The sequence below is a fragment of the Gudongella sp. DL1XJH-153 genome, from assembly GCF_049310905.1.
Classification (GTDB): Bacteria; Bacillota; Clostridia; order Tissierellales; family Tissierellaceae; genus Gudongella.
The window spans coordinates 12,266-38,316 of the sequence record NZ_JBMEMN010000026.1 but is presented as its reverse complement, the minus strand read 5'-3'; the positions used below and the strand labels follow the sequence as shown (position 1 = coordinate 38,316).

General features: G+C 36.3%; 23 protein-coding genes. All 23 read left to right on the top strand.

Annotation, left to right across the window (positions count from 1 at the left end; genetic code table 11):
* The first annotated feature begins 223 nt into the window (after positions 1–223).
* The 23 genes from rpsB (at position 224) to ACOEN1_RS10160 (ending at position 26,044) form a co-directional block, all read left to right on the top strand.
* Positions 224–949: a 30S ribosomal protein S2 gene (gene rpsB / locus ACOEN1_RS10270; RefSeq protein WP_422486811.1), complete on the top strand. Its 726-nt coding sequence runs from the start codon at positions 224–226 to the stop codon at positions 947–949.
* 63 nt (positions 950–1,012) lie between these two features.
* A complete protein-coding gene (gene tsf / locus ACOEN1_RS10265) occupies positions 1,013–1,660 on the top strand; it encodes a translation elongation factor Ts (RefSeq protein ID WP_422486810.1) in 648 nt (215 codons plus the stop codon).
* 89 nt (positions 1,661–1,749) lie between these two features.
* Positions 1,750–2,463 carry a UMP kinase gene (pyrH, locus tag ACOEN1_RS10260; protein ID WP_422486809.1) on the top strand — a complete coding sequence of 238 codons (714 nt, stop codon included), beginning with the start codon at positions 1,750–1,752 and terminating at the stop codon, positions 2,461–2,463.
* Positions 2,464–2,465: 2 nt separating this feature from the next.
* Entirely contained in the window at positions 2,466–3,023 is a 558-nt protein-coding gene (frr, locus tag ACOEN1_RS10255; protein ID WP_422486808.1) for a ribosome recycling factor, read from the top strand.
* A 45-nt stretch (positions 3,024–3,068) separates the two neighbouring features.
* Positions 3,069–3,809 carry an isoprenyl transferase gene (locus ACOEN1_RS10250; protein WP_422486807.1) on the top strand — a complete coding sequence of 247 codons (741 nt, stop codon included), beginning with the start codon at positions 3,069–3,071 and terminating at the stop codon, positions 3,807–3,809.
* On the top strand, positions 3,810–4,586 hold the full coding sequence (locus ACOEN1_RS10245; RefSeq protein ID WP_422486806.1) for a phosphatidate cytidylyltransferase: 777 nt from the start codon (positions 3,810–3,812) through the stop codon (positions 4,584–4,586).
* 19 nt (positions 4,587–4,605) lie between these two features.
* A complete protein-coding gene (gene rseP / locus ACOEN1_RS10240; RefSeq protein WP_422486805.1) occupies positions 4,606–5,610 on the top strand; it encodes an RIP metalloprotease RseP in 1,005 nt (334 codons plus the stop codon).
* Between the two features lie 103 nt (positions 5,611–5,713).
* Positions 5,714–6,763 carry a flavodoxin-dependent (E)-4-hydroxy-3-methylbut-2-enyl-diphosphate synthase gene (gene ispG, locus ACOEN1_RS10235; protein WP_422486804.1) on the top strand — a complete coding sequence of 350 codons (1,050 nt, stop codon included), beginning with the start codon at positions 5,714–5,716 and terminating at the stop codon, positions 6,761–6,763.
* Between the two features lie 23 nt (positions 6,764–6,786).
* A complete protein-coding gene (locus ACOEN1_RS10230; RefSeq protein WP_422486803.1) occupies positions 6,787–11,016 on the top strand; it encodes a PolC-type DNA polymerase III in 4,230 nt (1,409 codons plus the stop codon).
* Positions 11,017–11,127: 111 nt separating this feature from the next.
* Positions 11,128–11,589, top strand: a complete 462-nt coding sequence (gene rimP, locus ACOEN1_RS10225) for a ribosome maturation factor RimP (protein WP_422486802.1) — start codon at positions 11,128–11,130, stop codon at positions 11,587–11,589.
* A 14-nt stretch (positions 11,590–11,603) separates the two neighbouring features.
* The gene (gene nusA / locus ACOEN1_RS10220; protein WP_422486801.1) at positions 11,604–12,803 is read left to right on the top strand and encodes a transcription termination factor NusA; all 1,200 of its coding nucleotides are present in this window, start codon (positions 11,604–11,606) and stop codon (positions 12,801–12,803) included.
* 14 nt (positions 12,804–12,817) lie between these two features.
* Entirely contained in the window at positions 12,818–13,081 is a 264-nt protein-coding gene (rnpM, locus tag ACOEN1_RS10215) for an RNase P modulator RnpM (protein WP_422486800.1), read from the top strand.
* A gap of 33 nt (positions 13,082–13,114) precedes the next feature.
* Positions 13,115–15,169: a translation initiation factor IF-2 gene (gene infB / locus ACOEN1_RS10210; RefSeq protein ID WP_422486799.1), complete on the top strand. Its 2,055-nt coding sequence runs from the start codon at positions 13,115–13,117 to the stop codon at positions 15,167–15,169.
* Positions 15,170–15,180: 11 nt separating this feature from the next.
* Positions 15,181–15,561: a 30S ribosome-binding factor RbfA gene (gene rbfA, locus ACOEN1_RS10205; protein ID WP_422486798.1), complete on the top strand. Its 381-nt coding sequence runs from the start codon at positions 15,181–15,183 to the stop codon at positions 15,559–15,561.
* Complete coding sequence (locus tag ACOEN1_RS10200; protein WP_422486797.1) at positions 15,545–16,513, top strand: DHH family phosphoesterase; 969 nt, start codon at positions 15,545–15,547, stop codon at positions 16,511–16,513. Before rbfA ends, ACOEN1_RS10200 begins: the two co-directional genes overlap by 17 nt.
* A gap of 17 nt (positions 16,514–16,530) precedes the next feature.
* A complete protein-coding gene (truB, locus tag ACOEN1_RS10195) occupies positions 16,531–17,421 on the top strand; it encodes a tRNA pseudouridine(55) synthase TruB (RefSeq protein WP_422486796.1) in 891 nt (296 codons plus the stop codon).
* 4 nt (positions 17,422–17,425) lie between these two features.
* Positions 17,426–18,352: a bifunctional riboflavin kinase/FAD synthetase gene (locus tag ACOEN1_RS10190; protein ID WP_422486795.1), complete on the top strand. Its 927-nt coding sequence runs from the start codon at positions 17,426–17,428 to the stop codon at positions 18,350–18,352.
* 106 nt (positions 18,353–18,458) lie between these two features.
* Positions 18,459–18,725, top strand: a complete 267-nt coding sequence (gene rpsO / locus ACOEN1_RS10185; RefSeq protein WP_422486794.1) for a 30S ribosomal protein S15 — start codon at positions 18,459–18,461, stop codon at positions 18,723–18,725.
* An 80-nt stretch (positions 18,726–18,805) separates the two neighbouring features.
* Positions 18,806–20,923, top strand: coding sequence for a polyribonucleotide nucleotidyltransferase (locus tag ACOEN1_RS10180; RefSeq protein ID WP_422486793.1), 2,118 nt, complete (start codon positions 18,806–18,808; stop codon positions 20,921–20,923).
* 100 nt (positions 20,924–21,023) lie between these two features.
* Positions 21,024–22,301, top strand: a complete 1,278-nt coding sequence (locus ACOEN1_RS10175; protein WP_422486792.1) for a M16 family metallopeptidase — start codon at positions 21,024–21,026, stop codon at positions 22,299–22,301.
* A gap of 11 nt (positions 22,302–22,312) precedes the next feature.
* A complete protein-coding gene (gene dut, locus ACOEN1_RS10170; RefSeq protein WP_422486791.1) occupies positions 22,313–22,744 on the top strand; it encodes a dUTP diphosphatase in 432 nt (143 codons plus the stop codon).
* Positions 22,745–22,976: 232 nt separating this feature from the next.
* The gene (locus ACOEN1_RS10165) at positions 22,977–23,801 is read left to right on the top strand and encodes an undecaprenyl-diphosphate phosphatase (RefSeq protein WP_422486790.1); all 825 of its coding nucleotides are present in this window, start codon (positions 22,977–22,979) and stop codon (positions 23,799–23,801) included.
* A gap of 14 nt (positions 23,802–23,815) precedes the next feature.
* On the top strand, positions 23,816–26,044 hold the full coding sequence (locus tag ACOEN1_RS10160) for a DNA translocase FtsK 4TM domain-containing protein (protein WP_422486789.1): 2,229 nt from the start codon (positions 23,816–23,818) through the stop codon (positions 26,042–26,044).
* The last annotated feature ends 7 nt before the right edge of the window (positions 26,045–26,051 follow it).

The window sequence follows — 26,051 nt, the reverse complement described above, 5'->3', positions numbered from 1 at the left end:
GCACCTCTTTTTTCATAAGATTATTGTGACATAATCAAAAGATAATTATAAGGTGACATTATCAAAAGATAAACACATTAACAAGAAAAAAATATTGTAATGATAACTGCGTTATGTTATAATACTATGGTGATTACACACACCTGTTGATATTGAGGGTAGTGCTCAAATGAGTCCCAAGGTAGTTGACACAGGTGGAGGGAAAAAACATGGAGGTGAAAGTATGTCAGTAGTATCAATGAAAAGTTTGTTGGAAGCAGGTGTACATTTTGGACACCAAACAAGAAGATGGAATCCAAAGATGGCTCAGTATATCTTCACAGAAAGAAACGGGATATACATTATTGACCTACAAAAAACTGTCAAGAAAATAGACGATGCTTACAATGTAATGAAGGAAGTCGTTGAAAATGGCGGAGTAGCTCTTTTTGTAGGAACAAAGAAACAAGCACAGGAAGCTATCGAAAATGAAGCAAAAAGATGTGGCATGCATTACGTAAACCAGAGATGGTTGGGAGGTATGCTTACAAATTACAAGACAATCAAAAAGAGAATTGACAGATTACATCAGCTTGAAAAAATGGAAGAAGATGGAACATTTGAAGTTCTTCCTAAAAAAGAAGTTATCAAGTTAAGACATGAAGCTGAAAGACTTGAGAAATTTCTTGGTGGAATAAAAACTATGAAAAAAGTACCAGATGTATTATTTGTAGTTGATCCACGAAAAGAAAAAATTGCTGTTCAGGAAGCACATATCCTTGGAATTCCTGTAATTGGCATAGTCGATACTAATTGTGATCCAGATGAGATTGACTACATTATTCCTGGTAATGATGATGCAATCAGAGCTGTTAAATTGTTGACAGAGACAATGGCTAATGCTGTTATCGAGGCTAAACAAGGTGAGCAGAACGAGTCTGAGGAAAGCGTAGAATCTACAGAAAAGTAAGATTAAGGTAAGGATTGCAGATTCTTGTATTCCTTACCATTTTAATGATATAGGAGGTATATTATGGCTATCAGTGCTTCTTTAGTAAAAGAATTAAGAGAAAAAACAGCAGCTGGAATGCTGGATTGTAAAAAAGCTTTGGAAGAAACAAACGGAGATGTTGAAAAGGCAATAGACTACCTAAGGGAAAAAGGTCTGGCTTCTGCATCAAAGAAATCAGGAAGAATTGCTTCAGAAGGTCTTGTTGAATCATATATTCATGGTGGAAGAATTGGTGTTCTAATTGAAGTAAACTCAGAGACTGACTTCGTAGCTAAAAATGAAGAATTCAAAGAATTTGTTAAGGACATGGCAATGCAAGTAGCTGCTGCTAATCCTAAGGTTGTATCAAGAGAAGAACTTTCAGATGAAGAAATTGCACATGAGCGTGAAATTCAGATGAATAAGGTTGTAAATGAAGGTAAACCAGCTCATGTTGCAGAAAAAATTGTAGAAGGAAGAATGGATAAATTCTTCGAACAAATTTGTCTGCTTGACCAAGGCTTTATTAAGGACCCTAGTGTTAAAGTAAAAGATTTACTTGCATCCAAAATTTCAAAAATTGGTGAAAATATTGTTATTAGAAGATTCGCTAGATATGAAGTTGGAGAAGGTCTTGAAAAGAAAGAAGAGAACTTTGCTGAGGAAGTTGCAAAGCAAATGAACATGTAGTTAATAAGGAGAACACTAGTTGTTCTCCTTTTATTACGAAAATGCATCATTAGATGCTTTCTTAAAAACTTTTTCTGAGGAGTGTAGCCATGAAATCCATTTTTAAAAGAGTTGTATTGAAGCTTAGCGGTGAAGCGCTTGCAGGTGGAAAAGGAACAGGAATTGATACCGAAACTGTAAGTAGTATAGCTGCAGAAATAAAAAAACTGAATGATTTTGGTGTAGAAGTCGCAATAGTGGTTGGTGGGGGCAATTTCTGGAGAGGACGTTCAACTGAAGACATGGACAGAGCTACTTCAGACTATATGGGTATGTTGGGAACAATGATGAATGCTCTGGCTTTACAAGATGCCTTGGAAAATATGGAGGTTATTACAAGAGTTCAGTCTGCTATTGAAATGAGACAGGTTGCAGAACCATATATTAGAAGAAGAGCTATCAGACACCTCGAAAAAGGAAGAGTTGTTATTTTTGGTGCAGGAACTGGAAATCCATATTTCTCAACAGATACTACAGCTGCATTGAGAGCTGCAGAAATAGAGGCTGAGGTTATATTGCTAGCAAAAAAAGGCGTAGATGGAGTTTATGACTCAGATCCAAAGTTCAATTGCGAAGCTAAAAAGTTTGACACTTTAAAATATATTGATATACTTAACTTAGGTCTTGGAATAATGGACTCCACAGCTACATCATTATGTATGGATAATAAAATTCCATTGATAGTATTTGGAATCGACGATCCTTACAATATTGTTAATGTTGTATTAGGAAAAAAAATTGGTACCCATGTAAAGGAGGATTAGTTATGGAATTAGATGTACACAAGGAAGCAGAATCGAAGATGGAAAAAACAATATCCGTCTACAAGGATGAACTATCAGCCATTAGAGCTGGAAGAGCAAATCCTGCACTGCTTGACAGAATTAACGTTGATTATTACGGTCAGATAACACCCCTGAAGCAAGTTGGAAGTGTATCTGCTCCTGAACCAAGATTACTTGTAATACAACCATGGGATTCAAAACTCATACCTTTAATAGAAAAGGAAATCCTAAAGTCAGATTTAGGTTTGAATCCATCAAATGATGGCAAACTAATTCGTCTTGCAATTCCACAGCTTACAGAAGAAAGAAGAAAAGACCTCATTAAAATTGTAAAAAAGAATAGCGAGAATGCCAAAGTTGCAATAAGAAATACCAGAAGAGATGCAGTAGATAAAATCAAGAAGATGGAGAAGGATAAAGAATTGACTGAGGATGATAGAAAACAGGCAGAGGATGAGATGCAAAAGATTACTGATAAGTACATCACAAAGGTAGATGAAGTAACTGCCAAAAAAGAAGAAGAATTGATGGAAATATAATTTAACCCCTTCTCTGTGAAGGGGTTTTTGTTGATGGAGGAAGAAATGACTGAAAAGATCAGCAACAATCTAAATGACCTCGATTATGAGAGACTGCCAACCCATATTGGGATAATAATGGATGGGAACGGAAGATGGGCGAAAAAAAGAGGATTGCCTAGGCATTTTGGACATCAGGAAGGCATGAAGAAAGTTGTCCATATAGTCGAAGTATGCAAAGAACTTGGCATTGGCAATTTGACTTTGTATGCTTTTTCAACTGAGAATTGGAAACGACCGAGCTTGGAAGTTGATGCTCTTATGAATCTGTTAGTGGTCTTTATCAGAAAAGAACTAGATCGTTTAAACAATAATAATGTAAAAATAATAATTCTTGGAGATACCTCACAATTACCAGATATCCCGAGAAATGAAGTCGAAAGGGCAACCAATTTGACTTCCAATAATAGTGGAATGATTTTGAACATTGCTTTAAATTATGGTGGAAGGCAAGAAATTGTTATGGCAGTCAAGGATATTTTTACAGACGTGAATAAGGGTATTATTACAATAGAGGAAATTGATGATAAAGTTATTCTAGAATATTTGTACACAAAGGGTCAACCTGACCCGGATCTTATAATCAGACCAAGTGGAGAACTAAGACTAAGCAACTTTTTGACTTATCAATCAGCTTATTCTGAATTATGGTTTTCGGATGTATTATGGCCAGATTTTACTGGAGATGACCTTTATAGTGCTATAATAGATTATCAGAAAAGAAACCGCAGATTTGGGGGTATTTAAGTGGGAGACCTTGGAGTGAGATTAATATCAGGCATCATTGGCCTAGCATTATTGATAGGTGTTCTCCTTCTAGGGGGATACTATTTGGGCTTTGCCCTCTTGGCTCTTGCAATAATTGCCTTGAAGGAATTTTATAATGCTGTAAATAAAATAGGCATAAAGCCACTTTCAGTAATTGGATATGGTGGTACGGTTCTGCTCTATATTGCGCAATATAGTGAAACGATTACATCTGGGTTTATTATTTCTCTTTGTGTAATTGCATCATTATCCGCAACAGTGTTGCTTAATGATAGGGATATAAGAGATGCAGCAATAACCGTTATTGGAATTCTCTACATACCATACTTGCTATTCCATATCTTATATTTAGATGGAAGCAATTACCTTTGGATAATATTTCTAATAGCCTTCGGGACAGATACTTTTGCTTATCTTGTGGGTAGTAAGTTTGGGAATAAAAAACTCTGTCCTGAAATCAGCCCTAAAAAATCTGTTGAAGGGGCTTTGGGAGGTATTGCAGGCAGCATACTTGTTACAATGGTTTATTCTAGTTTTTTTGATCTTAGCCCACTTTGGAGCTTTGGAATACTAGCTTTGGTAGGATCAATAATATCCCAGTTGGGAGACCTTACAGCATCTAGAATAAAAAGGATAGCAGGAATAAAAGATTATGGAAAAATTATGCCGGGGCACGGGGGTATGATGGACAGATTTGACAGTATAATATTCACAGCACCGGTTGTGTATTATTATGCATATTACTTTTTCATGTAGAAATATGAGGTGAAATGAAATGTTAACAGCTTTAGCTGCAATATTTGTGTTTTTATTGGTTGTCCTTGTTCACGAGGCTGGCCATTTTACAGTTGCAAAAATGGTAGGAATAAGAGTTAATGAATTTGCTATTGGTATGGGACCAAAACTTGTTCAAAAAATTAAAGGTGAAACCAAATATACCTTAAGAGCATTACCAATTGGTGGATATGTTAAAATGGAAGGGGAAGATGAATCTTCGAATGACCCTAGAAGTTTTTCAAATGTATCTGTATGGTCAAGAATAGCTGTAATTACAGCAGGTGCCATAATGAACTTTGTCTTGGCAATAGTAGTCCTCTCAATTGTAGCATTCAACGTTGGAGTGCCTTCAACGACTATAGGCGAGATTATTGATGGAAGCCCTGCACAGGAATATGGAATTGCAGCCGGCGACAGAATTGTTGAAATTGAAGGAGTTCCAATTAATAACTGGGATGATATTGTTACCACCATTAACACTCAAAGTCCTGAGGAACTACTTGAAGTACAAGTTGTTAGAAATGATGAGATGATTTCCATGGAGGTAATGCCAACCGTAGATGAAGGTAGAGTTATAATTGGAATTGTTCCAGAATATGATTCAGGATTTTTTACGGCAATAAAATCAGGGTTCCAGGAAACTTGGTACTTTCTCAAGTTAATGTTTCAGTTTCTGGGGATGCTATTTCAAGGAAATGTATCCACAAATGACCTTGCTGGACCTGTTGGAGTAATTAATGAGATTGGTAATGCAGCCAGTATGGGGTTTGTTAGTGTTCTTTATATCCTTGGATTTATAAGTATAAATCTTGGATTCTTTAACTTGCTACCAATACCTGCTCTTGATGGTAGCAAGATAGTATTTTTGTTAATTGAATTATTTAGAGGTAAGCCCATAGATGCGGATAAAGAAGGTTTTATTCATTTTATCGGTTTTATTTTCTTAATATCTCTGATGCTGATTGTTACCTACAAGGATCTGATAAGGATTAACTTGTTTTAATTTATTTGGAAGACTAAATGAACAAACCAAATGGTGATACTAAGTAACAGTATTGATTTTAACTTACCTGACAACTGAAAAAAATTTATAAGGTGGATTATATATGAACAGGAAAGAGACAAGAAAAATAAGAGTAGGGGATTTATTTATCGGTGGTGACTCACCAATAAGCATACAGTCCATGACCAATACCCCTACATCCGATGTTGAAAAAACTTTGGCACAGATAAGAGAACTAGAGGAAACAGGCTGTGATATAGTCAGATCTGCAGTTTCTTCCATAGAAGATGCCAAGGCAATAAAAGAGATAAAAAGACATATTAATATGCCTATAATTGCAGATATTCAATTCGACTACAAGCTGGCAATTGAATCCATCAGGCAAGGAGTAGATGGTTTGAGGATAAATCCTGGCAACATAGGTAGCGACAATAAGGTAAAGGAAATTGTTAATGCTTGCAAATCAGAAAATATCTCAATAAGAATAGGCGTAAACTCAGGTTCAGTTAAGAAGGAATATCTTGAGAAATATAATGGAGTAAATGAAAAGTCTATGGTTGAAAGTGCATTGGAGCAAGTAAAGCTATTGGAAAATATGGGTTTTTATGATATAAAGATTTCATTAAAAGCTAGTTCAGTACCTTTAACCATCAAATCATACACTTTGATGTCAGAAAGATGTAACTATCCATTACACCTTGGAGTAACTGAAGCTGGAACACCATGGAGAGGAACAATTAAATCATCTGTTGGTATTGGTACATTACTAGCCATGGGAATTGGAGATACAATAAGAGTGTCTCTTACAGGAGATCCCGTAGATGAAGTTAAGGTAGGTAAGGAGATTTTAAAATCTCTTGGGCTCAGAAATGATGGTATCGATTTTATATCATGTCCGACCTGTAGCCGTACTCACATAGATTTGATTTCCATCGCTCAAGAAGCTGAAAAGCTATTGGAACATATAAAAAAACCAATTAAAGTTGCAGTTATGGGTTGTGCTGTCAATGGACCTGGCGAAGCCAGGGAAGCTGATATAGGAATAGCCGGTGGTGATGGAGAAGGGCTTATATTTAAAAAGGGAGTCATTATCAGAAAAGTACCCGAAGAGAATCTCCTAGAGGAACTTATCAAGGAGATAGAGGAACTCTAGATTTGATGAAGGAGCGAAAAAAAATGACAGAAGTTAACAAAACAATCAAATCCCTGTTTCCTGAAGAAACTCAAATTGCATCTTTTATTGAGGATCTAAAAATAGAATCTGTTGTTCTTGACAATAGTTCGATGAAGATGACCATAGTAATAGAAAACGATCATTGGATTACAAAAAAAGACAAGGCAGAAATAAAGATGGCGTTTACAAATAAGTTTCAGGGAATAAGCATTAATGTCGAATATTCAAAGAATAAAACTTCTCTGGATCAAGATAGGCTTATGACTTTGCTCAAAAAAAAGATTGGTAATCATCTACCCTCTAGCTCTTCTTGGTTAGAGGATGTTGTTTTAAATGAAGGAGATATAATAAACATGGTTTTACCTGGGAATCTACAGTATCAATCTGTAACAAGAAATGGTCTTCTTGATGAGCTGACTGAGATTACTGAGAATGCTACTGGTAAGACGTTAAATGTTGATTATATGGATTTTCAGGCACATGATAAATTCTTATACAACAATGAAATTGAAGAAAGAAAAATTTTAAAGGAAATGATGATAAAGAACCCCAACAAGAATGACAAAAAGTCAAAAATTAAGAATTACTCATATGGTAAAAAGATTAAAAGTGATCCTATTAAAATAATTGATATTGATATGCAGACAGGGAGTGCGACCATAGCAGGTAAAATATTCCAAATAGAAACAAAATCAATTAAGGACAATAGAACATTAGTGGTTTTCTATCTTTCAGATGGAACTAATTCCATTTCAGCAAAAGTATTCTTAAATGGTGAACAGGCAGATGATTTTACTACCAATATCAATGAGGGAACCTATGTACTTTTAAGTGGTGATGTAGTCTATGATACTTATGCTAAAGAGATGACTATTATGCTAAAGTCTATTCAAGTTCAAGAACAGTCGATTATCGAGGATATGTCTGATGAAAAAAGAGTGGAATTGCACCTTCATACACAAATGAGCTCAATGGATGGAGTATCCCATACCAAAGACTTGATTCAAAGAGCTATAGATTGGGGACATGAAGCTATAGCCATAACCGATCATGGAATTGTTCAGGCATTCCCAGATGCTATGGATATGAGTAAGGACATTAAGATTATATATGGTGTGGAAGCCTATATGATTAATGACAAAAAAGAAATTGTAACTGGAGAACTTGATGGAAGAGGACTAGATGATTTTGTTGTATTTGACCTTGAAACGACAGGATTGTCACCTAAAAACGATAGGATTACAGAGATTGGTGCAGTGAAGATTCAAAATGGTGAAATTGTTGATAGTTTCAGTCAACTCATAAATCCCCAAATGCCAATACCAGAATTAATAACAAAATTAACTGGTATAACGGATGACATGGTTTCAGACAAGCCTCTCATTGAAAGTGTTCTACCTCAATTCCATGATTTTATTGAAGGAAGTGTACTGGTTGCACATAATGCTTCATTTGACATGGGATTCATCAGAGAAGCCTTTGAAAGCATAGATATTCACTTACAAAATCCAGTTATGGATACCCTTGAGCTTTCCAGGGCAATGTTCCCTGCAATGAAGAGTCACAAACTAAATCTTGTCGCCAAACAACTGAAAGTAGAGCTCAAAAATCATCATAGAGCTGTTGATGATGCTGTTGCTACAGCAAATATTCTTCTAAGAATTTTAGAACTTTTGACCGACCGAAATCTAGAAGAATTAAAAGATATCAACGGATTATCAGGTCATGCTGATTCAAGTAAAGGTGATATGCACCATGTGATTCTACTTGCAAAGAATCAATCTGGGCTAAAAGATTTGTACAAATTAATATCAGAGTCACATCTGAATTATTTTTATAGGAAACCTAGAATGCCAAAGTCACTAATAGAAACCTACAGAAAAGATCTAATTATTGGAAGTGCATGTGAAGCAGGGGAGTTGTACAGAGCAATCATAAGAAACAAAACTCAACAGGAAATCAGAGAAATTGCTCAATTCTATGATTATCTTGAAATTCAACCTTTGGGAAATAACGCCTATATGGTGCGAGAAGGAATAGTCAAGAATTTGGATGAGCTGAAATCCATCAACATGATGATTTATAATCTTGGCAAAAAACTAAATAAACCTGTCGTTGCTACTGGTGATGTTCACTTTTTGGATCCTGAGGATGAAGTATACAGAAGGATTCTTATGTCAGGGCAAAAATTTCAAGACGCGGACAACCAGCCACCATTATACTTTAGAACTACGGAGCAAATGCTTGAAGAATTTAACTATATGGGTAAAGAGATTTCTAGAGAAGTTGTAATAACTGGTCCTAATATAATCAATTCATCAATCGATAAATGTATACCAATTCCTGAAGGTACTTTCCCACCACATATTGAGGGTGCTGATCAGGAACTGAGAGAAATAACAGTTAACAAAGCTGTTCAAACATATGGAAGTCCACTACCAGAACTCGTTAAAACAAGGCTTGAGAGAGAGCTTGATTCAATTATCAAGAATGGCTATTCTGTTATGTATATTATCGCTCAAAAATTAGTATCGAAATCCTTGGAAGATGGTTATCTGGTAGGCTCAAGGGGGTCAGTCGGATCTTCATTCGCTGCTACCATGAGTGGAATTACAGAAGTTAATCCATTGCCCCCTCACTATATCTGTCCTGAATGCATGAGTAACGAGTTTTTTACTGACGGTTCAGTTGCTTCAGGCTATGACCTTCCAGACAAGGAGTGTCCTGAATGTGGTACAAAATATATAAAGGAAGGTCAAGATATACCGTTTGAGGTTTTTCTTGGTTTTGAAGGAGACAAGGAGCCTGATATAGATCTTAACTTTGCTGGTGAGTATCAAGCTAGAGCTCACAAGTACACCGAGGAACTTTTTGGTAAAGGAAAGGTTTTTCGTGCAGGTACAATAGGTACGATAGCTGACAAAACAGCATATGGATTTGTTAAGAAATACTTTGAGGAAAGAGATCTTACAGTGAGTCAGGCTGAAATCAATAGATTGCTGAGAGGCTGTACAGGCATTAAACGATCTTCTGGCCAGCATCCTGGAGGAGTTATGATTGTCCCCGACTACAAGGATATCCATGATTTTACTCCTATTCAGTACCCAGCTGATGACAAGAATTCTGGTGTCATAACAACCCATTTTGATTATCATGCCATTAGTGGTCGAATTCTGAAGCTAGATATACTAGGCCATGATGTCCCTAGTATAATTAGAATGCTTGAGGATATCACTGGAGTCAATTCTACAGAAATTCCACTTGATGACAAGGATACAATGGAACTGTTCACAAGTACCAAATCAATAGGTGTAGATCCAGATGCAATAAATTGTCCGGTCGGAACTCTCGGAATACCTGAGTTTGGAACAAAATTCGTCAGACAGATGCTTATTGAAACCAAACCAACTACTTTTTCAGAACTAGTAAGGATAAGTGGTTTATCTCATGGGACTGATGTATGGATTAACAACGCACAAGAATTAGTCAAGAACAAAATTGCACCGTTGGCTGAAGTAATATCTACCCGTGAGGATATTATGCTATCTTTGATAAATGCAGGATTAGACAAAAAAGAATCATTTTTTATTATGGAGAATGTTAGAAAAGGAAAAGGGCTTAAGCCTGATGAAGAGAAGGCTATGAGAAATCTTGGAATCCCTGAATGGTATATTGAGTCCTGTAAGAAAATCAAGTATATGTTCCCTAAAGCTCATGCAGCTGCTTATGTAACCATGAGTTTCCGTATCGCTTATTTTAAAGTTCATTACCCTCAGGCATTTTACGCAACTTATTTCACAACCAAGTCTTCGGACTTTGATGCAGATTTAATTCTTAAAGGTGAGGGCGCAGTAAGGCAGAAGCTAAGCGAGCTGGAACAGAAGGGTATGGGAGCTACTTCAAAGGAGAAGAACCAGATAACAGTATTTGAAGTTGTTTTGGAAATGTACACGAGAGGATTTCAATTTGATAGGGTAGACCTTTATGAGTCACACAGTGACCAGTTTCGTATTAATGAAAAAGGTATTATTCCACCCTTAAAGGCACTTGAAGGAGTAGGCGAAAATGCTGCCAGAAAGATTGCTGAAGAAAGAGAAATAAAGTTATTCATGTCTATAGAAGATCTTATACGAAGAGGAAAAGCAACAAGACCTGTCATTGATGCGCTAAAAGGTCACGGATGTTTAGATTCACTGCCTGAGAGCAATCAGATAAGCTTATTTAATATTTGATTAAATTTATTCAATATGTTATAATAGTTAAGACAATTAGAGTGATTTCCGGCAAGAGTGGGTTTTTCCCACTCTTCGTTTGTGTCAGGGAGTCTGATATGGAGGTGTATGATGAGTAAAAAGGATTTTATGACCAGTGTTAAAAGTTTATGTGAAGAAGTTATATCTGATCTAGACTATGAACTGGTTGATGTAGAGTATTTGAAAGAAAGCGGAGACTTTTACCTGAGAGTCTATATCCACAAGCCTGGAGGTGTCAATCTGGATGATTGCCAGATTGTTAGCGAAAAGCTTAGCAACCGACTTGATGAGGAGGACATAATTCAGAAAGCTTATTACCTTGAAGTATCATCTCCTGGTCTTGACAGACCCTTGAAAACAGATAAGGATTTGGAACGGAATCTTGAAAATGAAGTTGAAGTAAGTCTTTACAAGGCTATGGATGGGGTAAAGAAGTACGAAGGGATACTAAAGTCATATGACGGAGATTCAGTTGAACTGAAGACCGTAGATAAAATGGTAAAAATACCGAGAAAATCAGTTTCATTAATTCGGTTGACCATTAAATTTTAAGGAGGAATTTTAGGATGAATGTTGATTTCATCAATGCCCTTGAAGAAATTGAAAGAGAAAAGGGTATTTCTAAGGATATTATATTTGACGCTCTTGAGTCAGCTTTGATATCCAGTTATAAGAAAAATTTTGGATCTTCACAAAATGTATTGGTTGAAATGGATCGCGATACTGGAGAAGTAGATGTATTTGCAACAAAAGATGTAGTTGAAGATAATGCAGTAGAAGATGAATATTTACAGATACCCCTTAGTGAGGCAAAGAAAATTAATGCTAACAATGAAGTTGGAGATCTTGTAAAGATTGAAATCACGCCAAAGAATTTTGGAAGAATAGCTGCACAAACTGCAAAGCAGGTAGTAATTCAAAGAATTAAAGATGCTGAGAGAGATGTAATATTTGATGATTTTATTAACAGAGAAAATGAAATTATTACTGGTCAGATTCAAAGAATTGCAAAGAATAATGTCTATATCGATCTTGGAAAGACCGAAGGAATTCTACCTCCATCAGAACAAATTACTGGAGAAGAATACCGACAGGGAGAGAGAAAAAAACTTTTGATCCTAGAAGTCAAAAAAACTACAAAAGGACCACAGATTGTACTTTCAAGAGCGAATACTGGCCTTGTAAAAAGATTGTTTGAACTAGAAGTACCTGAAATTGAGGAAGGTATTGTTGAAATCTATTCTGTGTCTAGAGAAGCAGGTTCTAGAACAAAGATTGCCGTATTCTCTAAAAATCCAGATGTAGATGCTTTAGGTTCTTGTGTAGGATTCAAGGGCGCGAGAGTTAAAGCTATTGTTGATGAACTGAATGGCGAAAAGATTGATATTGTAATTTGGAGTAAAGAACATGCTGAGTTTATTGCGAATAGCCTAAGTCCTTCGAAAGTAGTAAAAGTTATACCTAATGAGAAAGAAAGATCAGCCATTGTTGTTGTACCAGACTATCAGCTTTCGCTTGCAATAGGTAAAGAAGGTCAAAATGCAAGATTGGCAGCTAAATTGACAAACTGGAAAATTGATATTAAATCTGAAACTCAATATAAGGAGTTTGTAGCAAAACAAACTGAGAAAAGTGAAGAGATTGCTGAAGAGCTTAAAGAGAAGTTGCTTAAAGAGCATTCAGAAGAAATATCCAATGAGAACACTGATGAATCATATGATGAATCATCAGATGAAGTCTCTATTGACTCATCAGACGAAAAGTAGATGGGAGGAATAATATGAGTGCTAGAAAAATTCCACTTAGGAAATGTATCGCTTGTAATGAAATGAAACCGAAAAAGGAATTAGTAAGAGTTGTAAAGAATAAGGAGAACATAGTAAGTGTTGATCTTACCGGAAAGGCTAATGGTAGAGGAGCATATATATGCCCGACCATCGAATGCTTTGAAGAGGCTTATAAGAATAAGAAATTTCAGAGGGCCTTACAGACAGAAATAACTGAAGAAGTTTACTCCGGATTAAAGAAAGTCATAGATAAATAAAGGATCACCTTAAACAAACAGGAGGTGCAAGGTATGACAAAAGTTAGAATATATGAATTAGCAAAAGAACTTAATATGACAAGTAAAGAATTAATGGAAAAGATTGAAGGACTTGAGTTGAAAATCAATAGTCACATGAGTTCCATAGAGGATGAAGAAGCTAAACTGATCAAGGACTTGCTTACAGAAGAAAAACCTGGAGGAAAAGTCGAGGCTGATGATGAATCCGAGGACTTTATTGACGATGATGAAAAACCAAAGATTAAGAAACCAAAGAAAAAACAACAGAAAATTGAAGAGACTCCAACAGAAAAAGAGGAAACTAATATCGAAAAGAAGATTATTGAAATCGAATCAGAGATTATTGTTAAAGACCTGGCCGAAATGATTGGGGTTAATGCATCACAGATCATTACAAAACTGATAGGTCTAGGTGTAATGGTGAATCAGAATCAGGCTATAGACAGCGAGATTGCTGCTCTGGTAGCAGATGATTTTGGAGTGGAAGTACAGGCATTGGAACCAGAAGTTGAAAAAACAGAGGCTGACCTTTTAGATTATGATGACAATCCGGAAGATATGATGCCAAAGCCACCTGTAGTTACAGTAATGGGACATGTTGACCACGGTAAAACATCATTGCTTGATGCTATAAGACATACAAATGTTACAGACAAAGAGGCTGGGGGAATTACTCAGCATATTGGAGCTTATGCAGTAAATATTAACAATAAGAAAATTGTCTTCCTGGATACTCCAGGTCACGAGGCATTTACATCAATGAGAGCAAGAGGAGCAAGTGTTACTGATGTTGCGATACTTGTAGTAGCTGCCGATGATGGAGTAATGCCACAAACAGTTGAAGCTATTTCTCACGCTAAGGCTGCAGGAGTACCAATAATCGTAGCAATTAACAAAATGGATAAACCCGATGCCAACCCTGACAGAGTCAAGCAGGAACTATCTGACAATGGACTTGTACCAGAGGATTGGGGTGGTGATACAATAATAGTACCAGTATCTGCAATAAAAAGAACAGGAATAGAAGATCTTCTTGAAATGATATTGCTTGTAGCAGATATGCAGGAATTAAAGGCTAATCCTAACAGAAGAGCTGTTGGTACAATAATTGAGGCTCAACTTGATAAAGGAAAAGGACCTCTTGCTACCGTACTTGTTCAAAAAGGTACATTGAATGTAGGGGATATGGTTGTATCTGGTACTGCAAGTGGACGTATCCGTGCTATGCTTGATGAAAAGGGTAAAAACGTTAAGAAGGCAACTCCATCGATACCTGTCATGATATTGGGACTTTCAGAAGTGCCAAATGCTGGGGATATGCTATTTGCAGTAGAGAATGAAAAAGCTGCAAGAAACATAGCTGGTGAAAGGAAGGATGAAATCAGAGAAGCACAGATGAAACAATCATCCAAAGTTTCACTTGATGATCTATTTGAGAAAATCAAGCTGGGTGAAATAAAGGATCTTAACATAATTGTTAAAGGTGATGTAAGAGGTTCAATTGAAGCTCTAAGCCAATCACTTAATAAATTGGATACTGAAGAAGTTAGAGTTAATCTGATACACGGCGGAGTTGGAGGAATCACTGAAAGTGATATTATGCTGGCATCTGCTTCAAATGCGATAGTTATAGGTTTCAATGTAAGGCCAAACCTCAATGCTATAGAGGTTGCAAAAAATGAAGATGTAGATATAAGAACATATAGAATAATCTATGAGGCGATTGAGGACATACAAGCAGCAGTAAAAGGAATGCATGCTCCAAAGATTGTAGAAGAAATTCTCGGTAGAGCGCAGGTAAGGGCTACATTCAGACTGCCTAATGGAAACACTATAGCTGGAATATATGTGGTGAGCGGAAAAATTACAAGAAATGCCAATATTCGACTTCTTAGAGATGATGTAGTGGTATTTGATGGATCTGTGTCTTCCCTTAAGAGATTTAAAGACGATGCTAGAGAAGTTCTTACAGGTTTTGAAGCAGGTTTAGGTCTTGAAAATTATAACGATATCAAAGAGGGAGACAATCTTGAGGCATATGTTCTTAAGGAAGTCAAAAGAGATTAGAGGTGTGACAAATGAATGAAAAAAGAATTAACCGAATTTCTGAAGAAGTGAGGAAAGTAGTATCCGATCTTATTCAAAATGAAATCAAAGATCCAAGAATCAGTGGGATGCCAAGTGTAAATAAAGTAAGCGTAACAAAGGATCTAAGATTTGCTAAAATCTATATATCAGTACTTGGAAGTGAAGAAGATAAGGCAAGTACTATTGAGGGATTACAAAGCGCAAAGGGATTTGTAAGGAAAGAAATTGGCAATAGAATAGATCTTAGGCATGTCCCAGAGCCACTTTTCGAACTTGATGAGAGTATAGAGCAAGCACTCTATTTGACCAAACTTATCGAGGAGGTAAACCGCAACACAAGGGAGGCCTCTGATAATGACGACGAAGAGTGATCTAGAGCTCTTAAGAGAAGCTATAAATAATTGCAAGAGAGTAGCTGTTGTATCTCACAGGAGTCCTGACGGAGATAATCTCGGTTCTCTCTTGGCAATGGGGCTCTCACTAGAGAAAATGGGGAAAGATGTTGTGTATGTTAAAGCAGACATAATACCTGATGATTATCTATTTCTACCTGGAATTGAAAGGCTAGAAACGCGTAATGATAGCATCGATGAATTCGATGTTTTAATGGTTTTGGACAGCAGTGATGAAGATAGGCTTGGAGAGAATCAATTTTTACTGAAGAAGTCAAAATTGATTGTCAATATTGATCATCATGTAAGCAACACAAAATTTGGAGACATTAATATAGTATTGCCAGACTTATCCTCAACTGGTGAAATTTTATTTAACATCCTTGGAGAACTAGAAATGCCTATAGACAGTGAGATTGCTTCTTTGATATATGTTGCAATAAGTACTGATACTGGAAGATTCACCTACCAGGGTGTAACTGGAATGACTCATGAGACAGTTGCAAAACTCTATGATTATGGTATTGATTCCTACAGTATCAATACTAATCTTTACCAGAGGAGAAGTCTTGCTAGAACGAAGCTATTTATTAAAGCTATATCACAGATGGAATTCTACAACAATAATGAAATAGGTATTGTTAAAATTTCAAAAAAAATGATTGATGAAACTAAAACATCAATGGATGACACTGAAGGAATAGTTGAATTCATAAGAGATACTGAATCAGTGGAGGCAGCATGCCTTCTTAAAGAAGTTGATAATAGTATTGTAAAGATTAGCTTGAGAACAAAGAATAAAGTTGATGCCAATAAAGTCTGCAGTGCCTTCAATGGTGGCGGTCACAACAGAGCTTCTGGAGCAACTGTAGAGGATTCTCTGGATAATGTTGAAAAGAGATTGATAACTGAGATTAATAAATATTTATAGATAAGCATGGTGATTGTATGGATGGAATAATTAATTTTTTCAAACCTGCTGGGATGACTTCCCATGATGCAGTAGCTTATTTTAGAAGGCTTCTTGGTACGAGAAAAGTTGGCCATACGGGAACTCTGGATCCAATGGCAACAGGTGTACTCCCTATTTGCATAGGAAAAGCGACGAAAGTTTCTGAATACTTGCTTGCAGTCGATAAGGAATATATTGCTGAGCTAACAGTGGGTGCTGCTTCTGATTCACAAGACAGCACGGGCAAAGTAACCCATACCTCAGACAAACTTGTAACCTTGGATGAGATTGAAGATGCATTTCAGTCTTTCAAAGGTCGAATAGACCAGATTCCTCCTATGTACTCAGCCAAGAAAATAGGTGGAAAGAAGCTGTATGAGCTAGCAAGAAATGGGATAGAAGTAGAAAGAGAGCCTAGAGAAGTAAATATCAAGAATATTCAAATTTTACACAACAAGGACAACAGAAATATTGTTTTCTATACTAGATGCTCCAAAGGAACATACATCAGAACAATTTGCAATGACATTGGAGAAAAATTGGATACCTACGGACATATGTCATATCTACTTCGAGTAGGAGTGGGTGACTTTAGAATAGAAAACTCATTTGGAATGGACACTCTTAACAACATGAGTCTTGAAGATATTAAGAAGACAATCCAGCCAATAGACCATGCAATCCTTTTTATGAAGGAAATACATCTGGATACTTCATACTACAAGCCTCTGACCAATGGAGTAAGAGTCGATCTTGATATTAAATCTGATGTGACAGTTAATCAGCTGCATAGAGTCTATGTTTCAAATTTATTCATCGGCATAGGAAAAATTGCTGAAGAGAATGACAGAATAACACTTAAAATGGAAAAGGTACTGATTAGGTGAGATAATGGAAATTGTAAGAATTGACAATACAAACGAGACGAGATTCGAAACTTCCCTGGCTCTTGGGAATTTCGATGGTGTCCATATTGGTCACCAGAAACTCATATTATCAATGATTGAAACCGCTGATAAAACTAAATTAAGACCTTCTATGATGATTTTTGAGAATCACACAAAGTCTTTTGTTTTTAAAAATGGTCCTAGACTAATTAACAGCAATGCTCAAAAAAACAGATTCCTTGAAAAACTGGGTGTGAAAACTCTATATACAATGAGGTTTGATGATGAAATCATGACCCTTAGTCCTAGAGAGTTTGTTAATAACCTGCTTTATGAAAAACTTAAATGCAGAGCGATTACAGTCGGTCCTGATTATAGATTTGGTCACAAAGCCGAGGGAGATGTGGAACAGTTGCTCACGCTCAGCAAAGAGCTTGGAATAAAAACCCAGATAATCCAGCCTGTTTATCATAATGATATTTTAGTTAGCAGCACCCGAATCAGAGAACATTTAACAGATGGAGAAATCATTGAAGCCAACAAATTACTGGGGAGACCTTTTGCCATAATTGGCGAGGTAATTCACGGTAAAGGTTTGGGTAAAAAACTCGGAGTTCCAACTGCCAACATCAAACCAAAAGACAAGTATGTGATACCTAAAAAAGGTATCTACATGACCTATACCGTAATTGAAGGTAAAATATATCCTAGTGCAACAAACATAGGGGTTAATCCTACTTTTGATGAAGTAGATTTGAAAATCGAGAATCATATTATTGGTTTTGATAGTCAGATTTACGGAAAGGAAATTGAAATATTCTTCCTGGAATATGTAAGACCTGAGAAAAAATTTGAATCAATCGAGGATCTTAAGAAAAGAATGCAGGAAGATATCAGTTATATTAAGCAAAAATCAGATTTACATTTATAATGAATTATGATAAACTTTAAATGTTAAGGATTACCTTTAGCAATGCTTGTCGTTCCTCAGCGCTTGCATAGCTGATGGTGAATAAAAAAATATGGAGGTGCAATTAATGTTAACAAGAGAAGAAAAAGACAAGATTATTGAAGATTACAAAATGCACGAAGGTGATACAGGATCACCAGAGGTACAAGTTGCATTGCTTACTCACAGAATCATTTCTGTAAATGATCACTTGCAATCACACAAGAAAGACCATCATTCAAGAAGAGGTCTTCTTAAAATGGTTGGACAAAGAAGAAATCTTTTAAGATATTTACAGAATAAGGATATTGAGAGATATCGTTCTTTAATTGAAAAACTAGGCATCAGAGGTTAATTAGAGCGGGGTATCCCGCTCTATTAGTTTATAGACAATATGTTAGTGACAAAAAAGAATAATTTACAAGGAGGTATTTTATGGAAAGAACATTCCACTACACCTTGGCAGGAAGAGAGCTAGCCATAACCACAGGAAAGTTCGCTGAGCAAGCAAGCGGAGCATGTTTTGTTAAATATGGTGATACAGTTGTTATGGTAACTGCTACTCAGTCAAAGAAACCAAAAGAAGGTTTAGACTTTTTCCCGTTGAGTTGTGATTATGAAGAAAAACTATACTCAGTTGGTAAAATCCCAGGGGGATTTATCAAAAGAGAAGGTAGACAAAGCGAAAGAGCAATACTGACATCCAGACTTATTGATAGACCAATCAGACCATTGTTTCCTGATGGATTCAGGAATGAAGTGCAGATAGTTGCTACTGTTATGTCTGTTGATCAGGATAACAGTCCAGAAATTTCAGCAATGATAGGATCATCTATCGCACTGTCAATATCCGACATCCCATTTCCCGAGCCTACAGCATCAGTGAATGTAGGGCTTGTAGATGGAGATATAGTTATTAATCCAGACAGCAAACAGAGAGAAGTGTCAGAACTTGACCTAGTTGTATCCGGAACAAAAGATGCAATTATGATGGTAGAAGCAGGTGCAAAGTTTGTAACTGAGGAAACCATGCTGAAGGCAATACTTGCAGGACATGCTGAAATAAAAAAATTATGCAAATTCATTGATGAAATAGTTGATGAAGTTGGCAAAGAGAAAGTAGAATATAAGCTTTTCCTTCCAGCTGAGGAAATTCAATCCAAAGTTGAAGAACTTGGCAGGGAAAAACTGGCACAGGCACTTAATACCGAAGATAAGGTAGAGAGGGAAGATAAGTTATCAGCTGTTAAGGATGAAATCCTTCAGGCAGCGTTGGAAATATTCCCTGAAAACGAAAAGCATATAAAAGAAGTCATGGATAATATAATTAAGAATAATGTTAGAAGGCTAATAACTGAGGAGTCAAGAAGACCTGATAACAGAAAGCTTGATGAAATAAGACAAATAAGCTCAGAGGTAGGTCTACTGCCAAGAGTGCATGGTTCAGGATTATTTAATAGGGGGCAGACTCAGGTTCTTACAATAGCAACTCTTGGAGCTTCCGGAGATATGCAGATTGTTGATGGAATAGGAGATGATGAGTCCAAAAGATATATGCATCATTACAACTTCCCAGCTTATTCTGTTGGTGAAACTAGACCTATGAGGGGACCTGGAAGACGAGAAATTGGTCACGGAGTTCTAGCTGAAAGAGCTCTTGAACCTGTTATTCCTTCAGAAGATGAGTTTCCGTATACATTGAGATTGGTATCTGAGGTTCTTAGTTCAAATGGATCAACTTCACAGGCAAGTGTTTGTGGTAGCACTCTTGCGCTTATGGATGCTGGAGTTCCAATTAAAGCACCAGTAGCGGGAATCGCCATGGGTCTGATCAAAGAGAATGATAATATTGCTATATTGACTGACATACAAGGACTGGAAGATCATCTTGGAGATATGGACTTTAAAGTTGCCGGGACAAGTGAAGGAATCACTGCTATCCAGATGGATATCAAAATTTCAGGAATCAGCGAGGAAATCATGAGTGTTGCACTTGAAAAAGCTAGAATTGCAAGACTGCATATTCTTGGAAAGATGGAAGAAACTATATCACACCCACGAGGAGAAATGTCGCCTTATGCACCAAGAATTCAAACTCTACAGGTACATCCTGATAAGATAAGAACCATCATTGGACCTGGTGGAAAGATGATAAACAAAATAATCGATGAAACTGGCGTTAAAATTGATATTGATGACACCGGTAAAGTTTCTATCGTATCAAATGATGGCGAAGGTAGCAAAAGAGCTATAGAAATGATAGAAAACATAATTAAAGAAGTTGAAGTTGGTGAAACATACAAGGGTAAGGTAACCAAGATAATGAATTTCGGTGCTTTTGTAGAAGTGCTTCCGGGCAAGGAAGGACTTGTTCACATATCTCAACTTGCCAAGGAAAGAGTCAATAAGGTTGAAGACGTCGTTGCTGTTGGAGATGAGATAATGGTGAAAGTTATGGAGATTGACAAACAAGGTAGAATAAATCTATCAAGAAAAGCTCTCCTAAAAGATGAAACAACATCAGAAGACGACAAAGACAAAAAAGACCAATAGAACCATAACATGAACCTTTAACCGGTTCATGTTTAATTTTGTTAACAAATAAGTTATTAATTGATAAAATAGTATTTGAAATTAGTAATCGGAGGGAATTATGCATACAATCAGAGAACTGGATAATGGTATAAAAGTAATCATGCACAATATTCCATATTTGAAATCAGCCACTCTTGGAATTATAATAAACAGCGGATCCTTTTTTGAAAACGAAATGAATAATGGTGTTTCACATTTTATTGAACATATGCTTTTCAAAGGTACAAAAAAGAGAAATTCACGGGAAATTGCTGAAGCTATGGATGACATAGGAGGTCAGATTAATGCTTTTACTAGCAAAGAACACACTTGTTTTTACGGTAAGGTCATTGATGAGCACCTGCCCATAGCTATTGATGTGCTAGGGGACATGATTACCAACTCAAATTTTGACGAGAAGGAAATTCAAAAAGAAAAAGGAGTCATAATTGAGGAAATTAATATGTACAAAGATTTTCCAGAGGACTTGGTTTTTGAAATGCTCACAGAGCAAACCTATAGAGACATAACTCTTGCTTATCCAATTCTTGGGACGACTGACACAGTTAGAAGTTTTAATAAAGACATTCTATATACTTACTTTAAAAAAAGATACACTCCAGACCAAATGGTAATCTCAATCGTTGGAAGTTTCTCTAAGGATAAGACATTTAAGCTGCTTAATGAAACTTTTGGTAGCTTTAATAGAAACAATAAATGTAGCGGAGATCATATCTCCTATGATTTTGAACCCGGACACTCAGTAAATGGTTTAAGCAAAGATATTGAACAATTGAATCTAGCTATGGGATTTCAAGGTCCACCGACTTACTCCGATGATGTTTTTCCAATGATGATTGTAAACAATATTATTGGTGGAACTATAAGCTCGAGATTATTTCAGGAGATAAGAGAAGATAGAGGTCTTGTTTATACAATTGAGTCATCTCTTTCATCATACAATGGTGCTGGTATGTTTTCTATATATGCAGGATTAACCCAGGAAAATGCAGTAGCTGTAGCTGAACTAATAAAGTCAGAAATTGATAGGTTAAGGGATAAGCTTATTTCCGATGCAGAGCTTGAAAAGGCAAAGGAACAGCTGAAAGGTTCATACATTTTGAGTCTGGAGGGAACATTTAACAAGATGTATGAACTAGGCAAGAACTTATTGCACGACAAACCAATTGAAACCCCAGATATGGTTTTGCATCACATCAACAATATTGAAATGGGAGATATCGGAAAAGTTGTAAAAAAATATCTAGATTGGAAGCAGATGAATCTTTCGTATGTTGGACCAGTGGAAAACACCGCGTCTTTTGATGAAAAAATTGAGAACATATTTTATCGATAGGAGGAATTCTAATGAAAGTAAGAATTGTGAACAATGGAAAACTACCACTACCAGAATATAAGACTGATGGAGCATCAGGTATTGATCTTATGGCTAATTTGGAAACAACAGTAGTACTTCAACCCATGGACAGATATCTTGTCCCTACAGGACTACATGTTGAGATCCCAGATGGTTTCGAAGTGCAGATAAGAGGTAGAAGTGGTCTGGCTGCAAAAAATGGTATAACACTTGCCAACGGCGTTGGAACAGTCGATAGTGACTATAGAGGCGAAATAAAAGTGATCCTAATTAATCTAGGTAAAGAACCTTTCGAAATAAAACATGGTGACAGGATTGCACAGATGATAATGGCAAAATATGAAAAAATTGAATTTCTTCCTGTCAACTCATTGGAAGATACGGATAGAGGATCAGGTGGATTCGGCCATACTGGTCTGTAGGTTAATTTATCTGTGTAGATTCAAATCAATATAATCACTCGACCTTAGCATGATATAAGAGTATAAATGTGTTATAATCAATTTGTATAGACATTATCAGAACGAAGCCTACCAGCGTGGTTATTATATAATAGCAAAAAGGAATTTAATGTTCACTGAGTTAAATTGATTTTTGCAAAAAATCTATATTATCATGTCTGTTTATGCTTTGCTTTTGAAGGAGGACAATAATTTGAATTGGATAGAGGCAATTGTTTTAGGAATATTTCAAGGAGTAGCTGAGTTCTTGCCAATTAGCAGCTCTGGGCATCTAGCTCTATTGCAGCGATTATTCGGTATAACCAAAGGCAATTTATTTTTTACAGAAATGCTTCATTTTGGGACCTTGATATCAATAATTATTGTGTATTTCAAGGATGTAAAAAAAATTATACTTGAATTTTTAGTACTAATGGCAGATTTAATCATGAGAAGAAAAGTTGATGAGTTGACTGATCATCAGAAACTAGGACTCCTGATACTCTCAGGATCCGTCCCCACAGCAATAATTGGAATAACATTCGAAGATTTTTTTGAATCATTGTACACATCTCTGATCCCCATAGGAATTGCATTTTTGTTCACAGGATTTCTATTGTGGTTTGCAGAGAAAAAAGGTTCAGAACATAAAGATATTAAGAAAATGTCTTTTTTAGATTCACTAATTATTGGAACATTTCAGGGAATGGCTATAATACCTGGAATTTCAAGGTCTGGATCGACAATAGTGGCAGGACTGCTTAGGGGTTTAAAAAAACCTCTAACAACCGAATATTCATTTCTTCTGGCATTACCTGCTACATTTGGGGCTTTCCTCCTTGGTATAATAAAGGTAATCAAAGGTGGAGATGGTGTAATAGTAAATATGCCCCTCTTGGTTGGTATTTCTTTATCGACTATCGTTGGAGTAGTTTCAATTAAAGCACTTATCAAGATTCTGAATAAGAATAAATTGCATTATTTCTCATATTATCTTTGGGTTGTCGGTACAATTACAATAATTAGTCAGCTTATATGACAGAGGTGAAATAAATGAAAAAGAAGGCTTCAACAAAAAAAACTAAACAGAAACCCCGTAATCTAGCAAATAAGATGAATACAGATATTCTAGGAATGATAATACTGGCTGTTGGAGTTATTATACTAATCAGCCTTTTCAGCACAAGAATGGGTATAATCGGAAATGTAGTTAATGGGACCACTTTTTCAATGATGGGCTTCGGTGGTTATTTCTTCCCATTGTTTATTATAGGGGCTGGAATAGTTCTAATGATAGATAGATTTGATAGTATTCAACTAAGGATAATTATTGCTCTGACTGTTATATTTATAGGATTTCTTGTAGTTTTGGATGGAATAAATTCACTTGACCTAACATTTATTGAAAGAATAAGACAAGGAGTAGAGATATCAAAGGCAAATAGAGGAGGAGGAGTTGTAGGAAGCTTTTTTGGTTTCTTTTTCTACAAACTTTTTGGTTCGATCGGTACATATGTTGTTGTAGCATTTGCCATTACAGTAAGTCTGTTGATAATAACCAATCTTACGGTGAAAGAGGTTATCTTAAAAGCAAAGAAGATTACACCTCAACTTTATAATAATGCCCGAAACGAATCAATAAAGAAATCTAGTCTTAACAGCTCATTAAAGGATGAATCTAAGCTTCCAGGCAAGACAGATGAGCAGATAAGAATAACAGACTATTCATCTCAGACGCAGACTGATGAAAATGAGGATACTCAACAGAAGCAAATCAAGAAAAAACCTGTTAAGCTTGACGAGAAAAGCGTCGAAAAAGAAACTGTGCAAATTGATTCCCAGGTTCGTGAAAAACATGAGCAGGCACAGAAAATTGTTTACAGGATTCCCCCAATGACTTTCTTGAACTCACCAAGGAAAAAAGGAGAGTCAAACGACAGGAAGACAATCCTTGAAAATGCAAGAATGATAGAGGAAACTATGAAAAACTTTGGAATTGATGCTTCAATTTCACATATAAACGTTGGTCCTACAATAACCTGTTATGAACTTTCGCCTGCACCAGGAATCAAGCTAAGTAGAATTGTATCTTTATCTGACAATATTGCCTTAAGCCTTGCTTCTTCTGATATTCGTATTGAGGCACCAATCCCAGGAAAGGCTGCTGTTGGAATTGAAGTTCCAAACAAGGTAAAGGATATGGTCTTTTTCAAGGAACTGATCCAGGCTAGGGAATTTTCAGATATACAGACAGATATACCACTTGCTCTAGGAAAAGACATAAATGGTAAAGTAGTTATATCTTCAATTGATAAAATGCCACATCTCTTGATAGCAGGTGCTACAGGATCAGGTAAAAGCGTTTGCATAAACACAATAATAATGAGCCTTGTGTATAAAAGTTCACCTGAGGATGTCAAACTGCTCCTTATTGACCCAAAGGTTGTGGAACTTAGTGTTTACAACGGTATACCGCATCTACTGATTCCAGTTGTAACTGATGCAAAAAAAGCAGCATTTGCCCTTAACTGGGCTGTCGGCGAAATGGAAAAGAGATATAAAATATTTGCTAAAAACAATGTAAGAGATATAAAATCATATAATGAAAAACACAATGAAGATGGCGAAAAGCTGCCAAAGATTGTAATAATTATTGATGAGCTTGCTGATCTGATGATGGTAGCAGCACAGGAAATCGAAGAATACATTGCTAGACTTGCTCAAATGGCTAGAGCTGCTGGAATGTACCTTATAGTAGCCACTCAAAGACCTTCAGTGGATGTAATTACTGGTACCATAAAGGCTAACATTCCTTCAAGAATAAGCTTTGCTGTGTCATCTCAAGTTGATTCAAGAACAATACTTGATATGTCTGGAGCAGAAAAACTGCTTGGACAGGGAGATATGCTTTTCTACCCTTCAAGCTACTCAAAACCAGTGAGACTACAGGGAGCATTTATATCCAATAAAGAGGTGGAAGATGTGGTTTCATTCCTTCAGGATAAGAATCAGACTATGTATGATGAAGATGTAATAGAAGTTGTACAAAATTCCAAAAAGATAGACATGCATGAAACAGATGAGCTTCTATCAGAAGCCATTAGCCTGGTTATGAGTGAAGGGGTAGCCTCCATATCCCTTCTTCAGAGAAAACTCCGCATAGGCTATGCTAGGGCCGCCAGATTAATAGATGAGATGGAGGTTAGAGGAATAGTAGGTGGATTTGAAGGTAGTAAACCTAGAAAAGTGCTTGTTAGTGAAGAAGATTTTGAACAGGATTAGGAGAGAT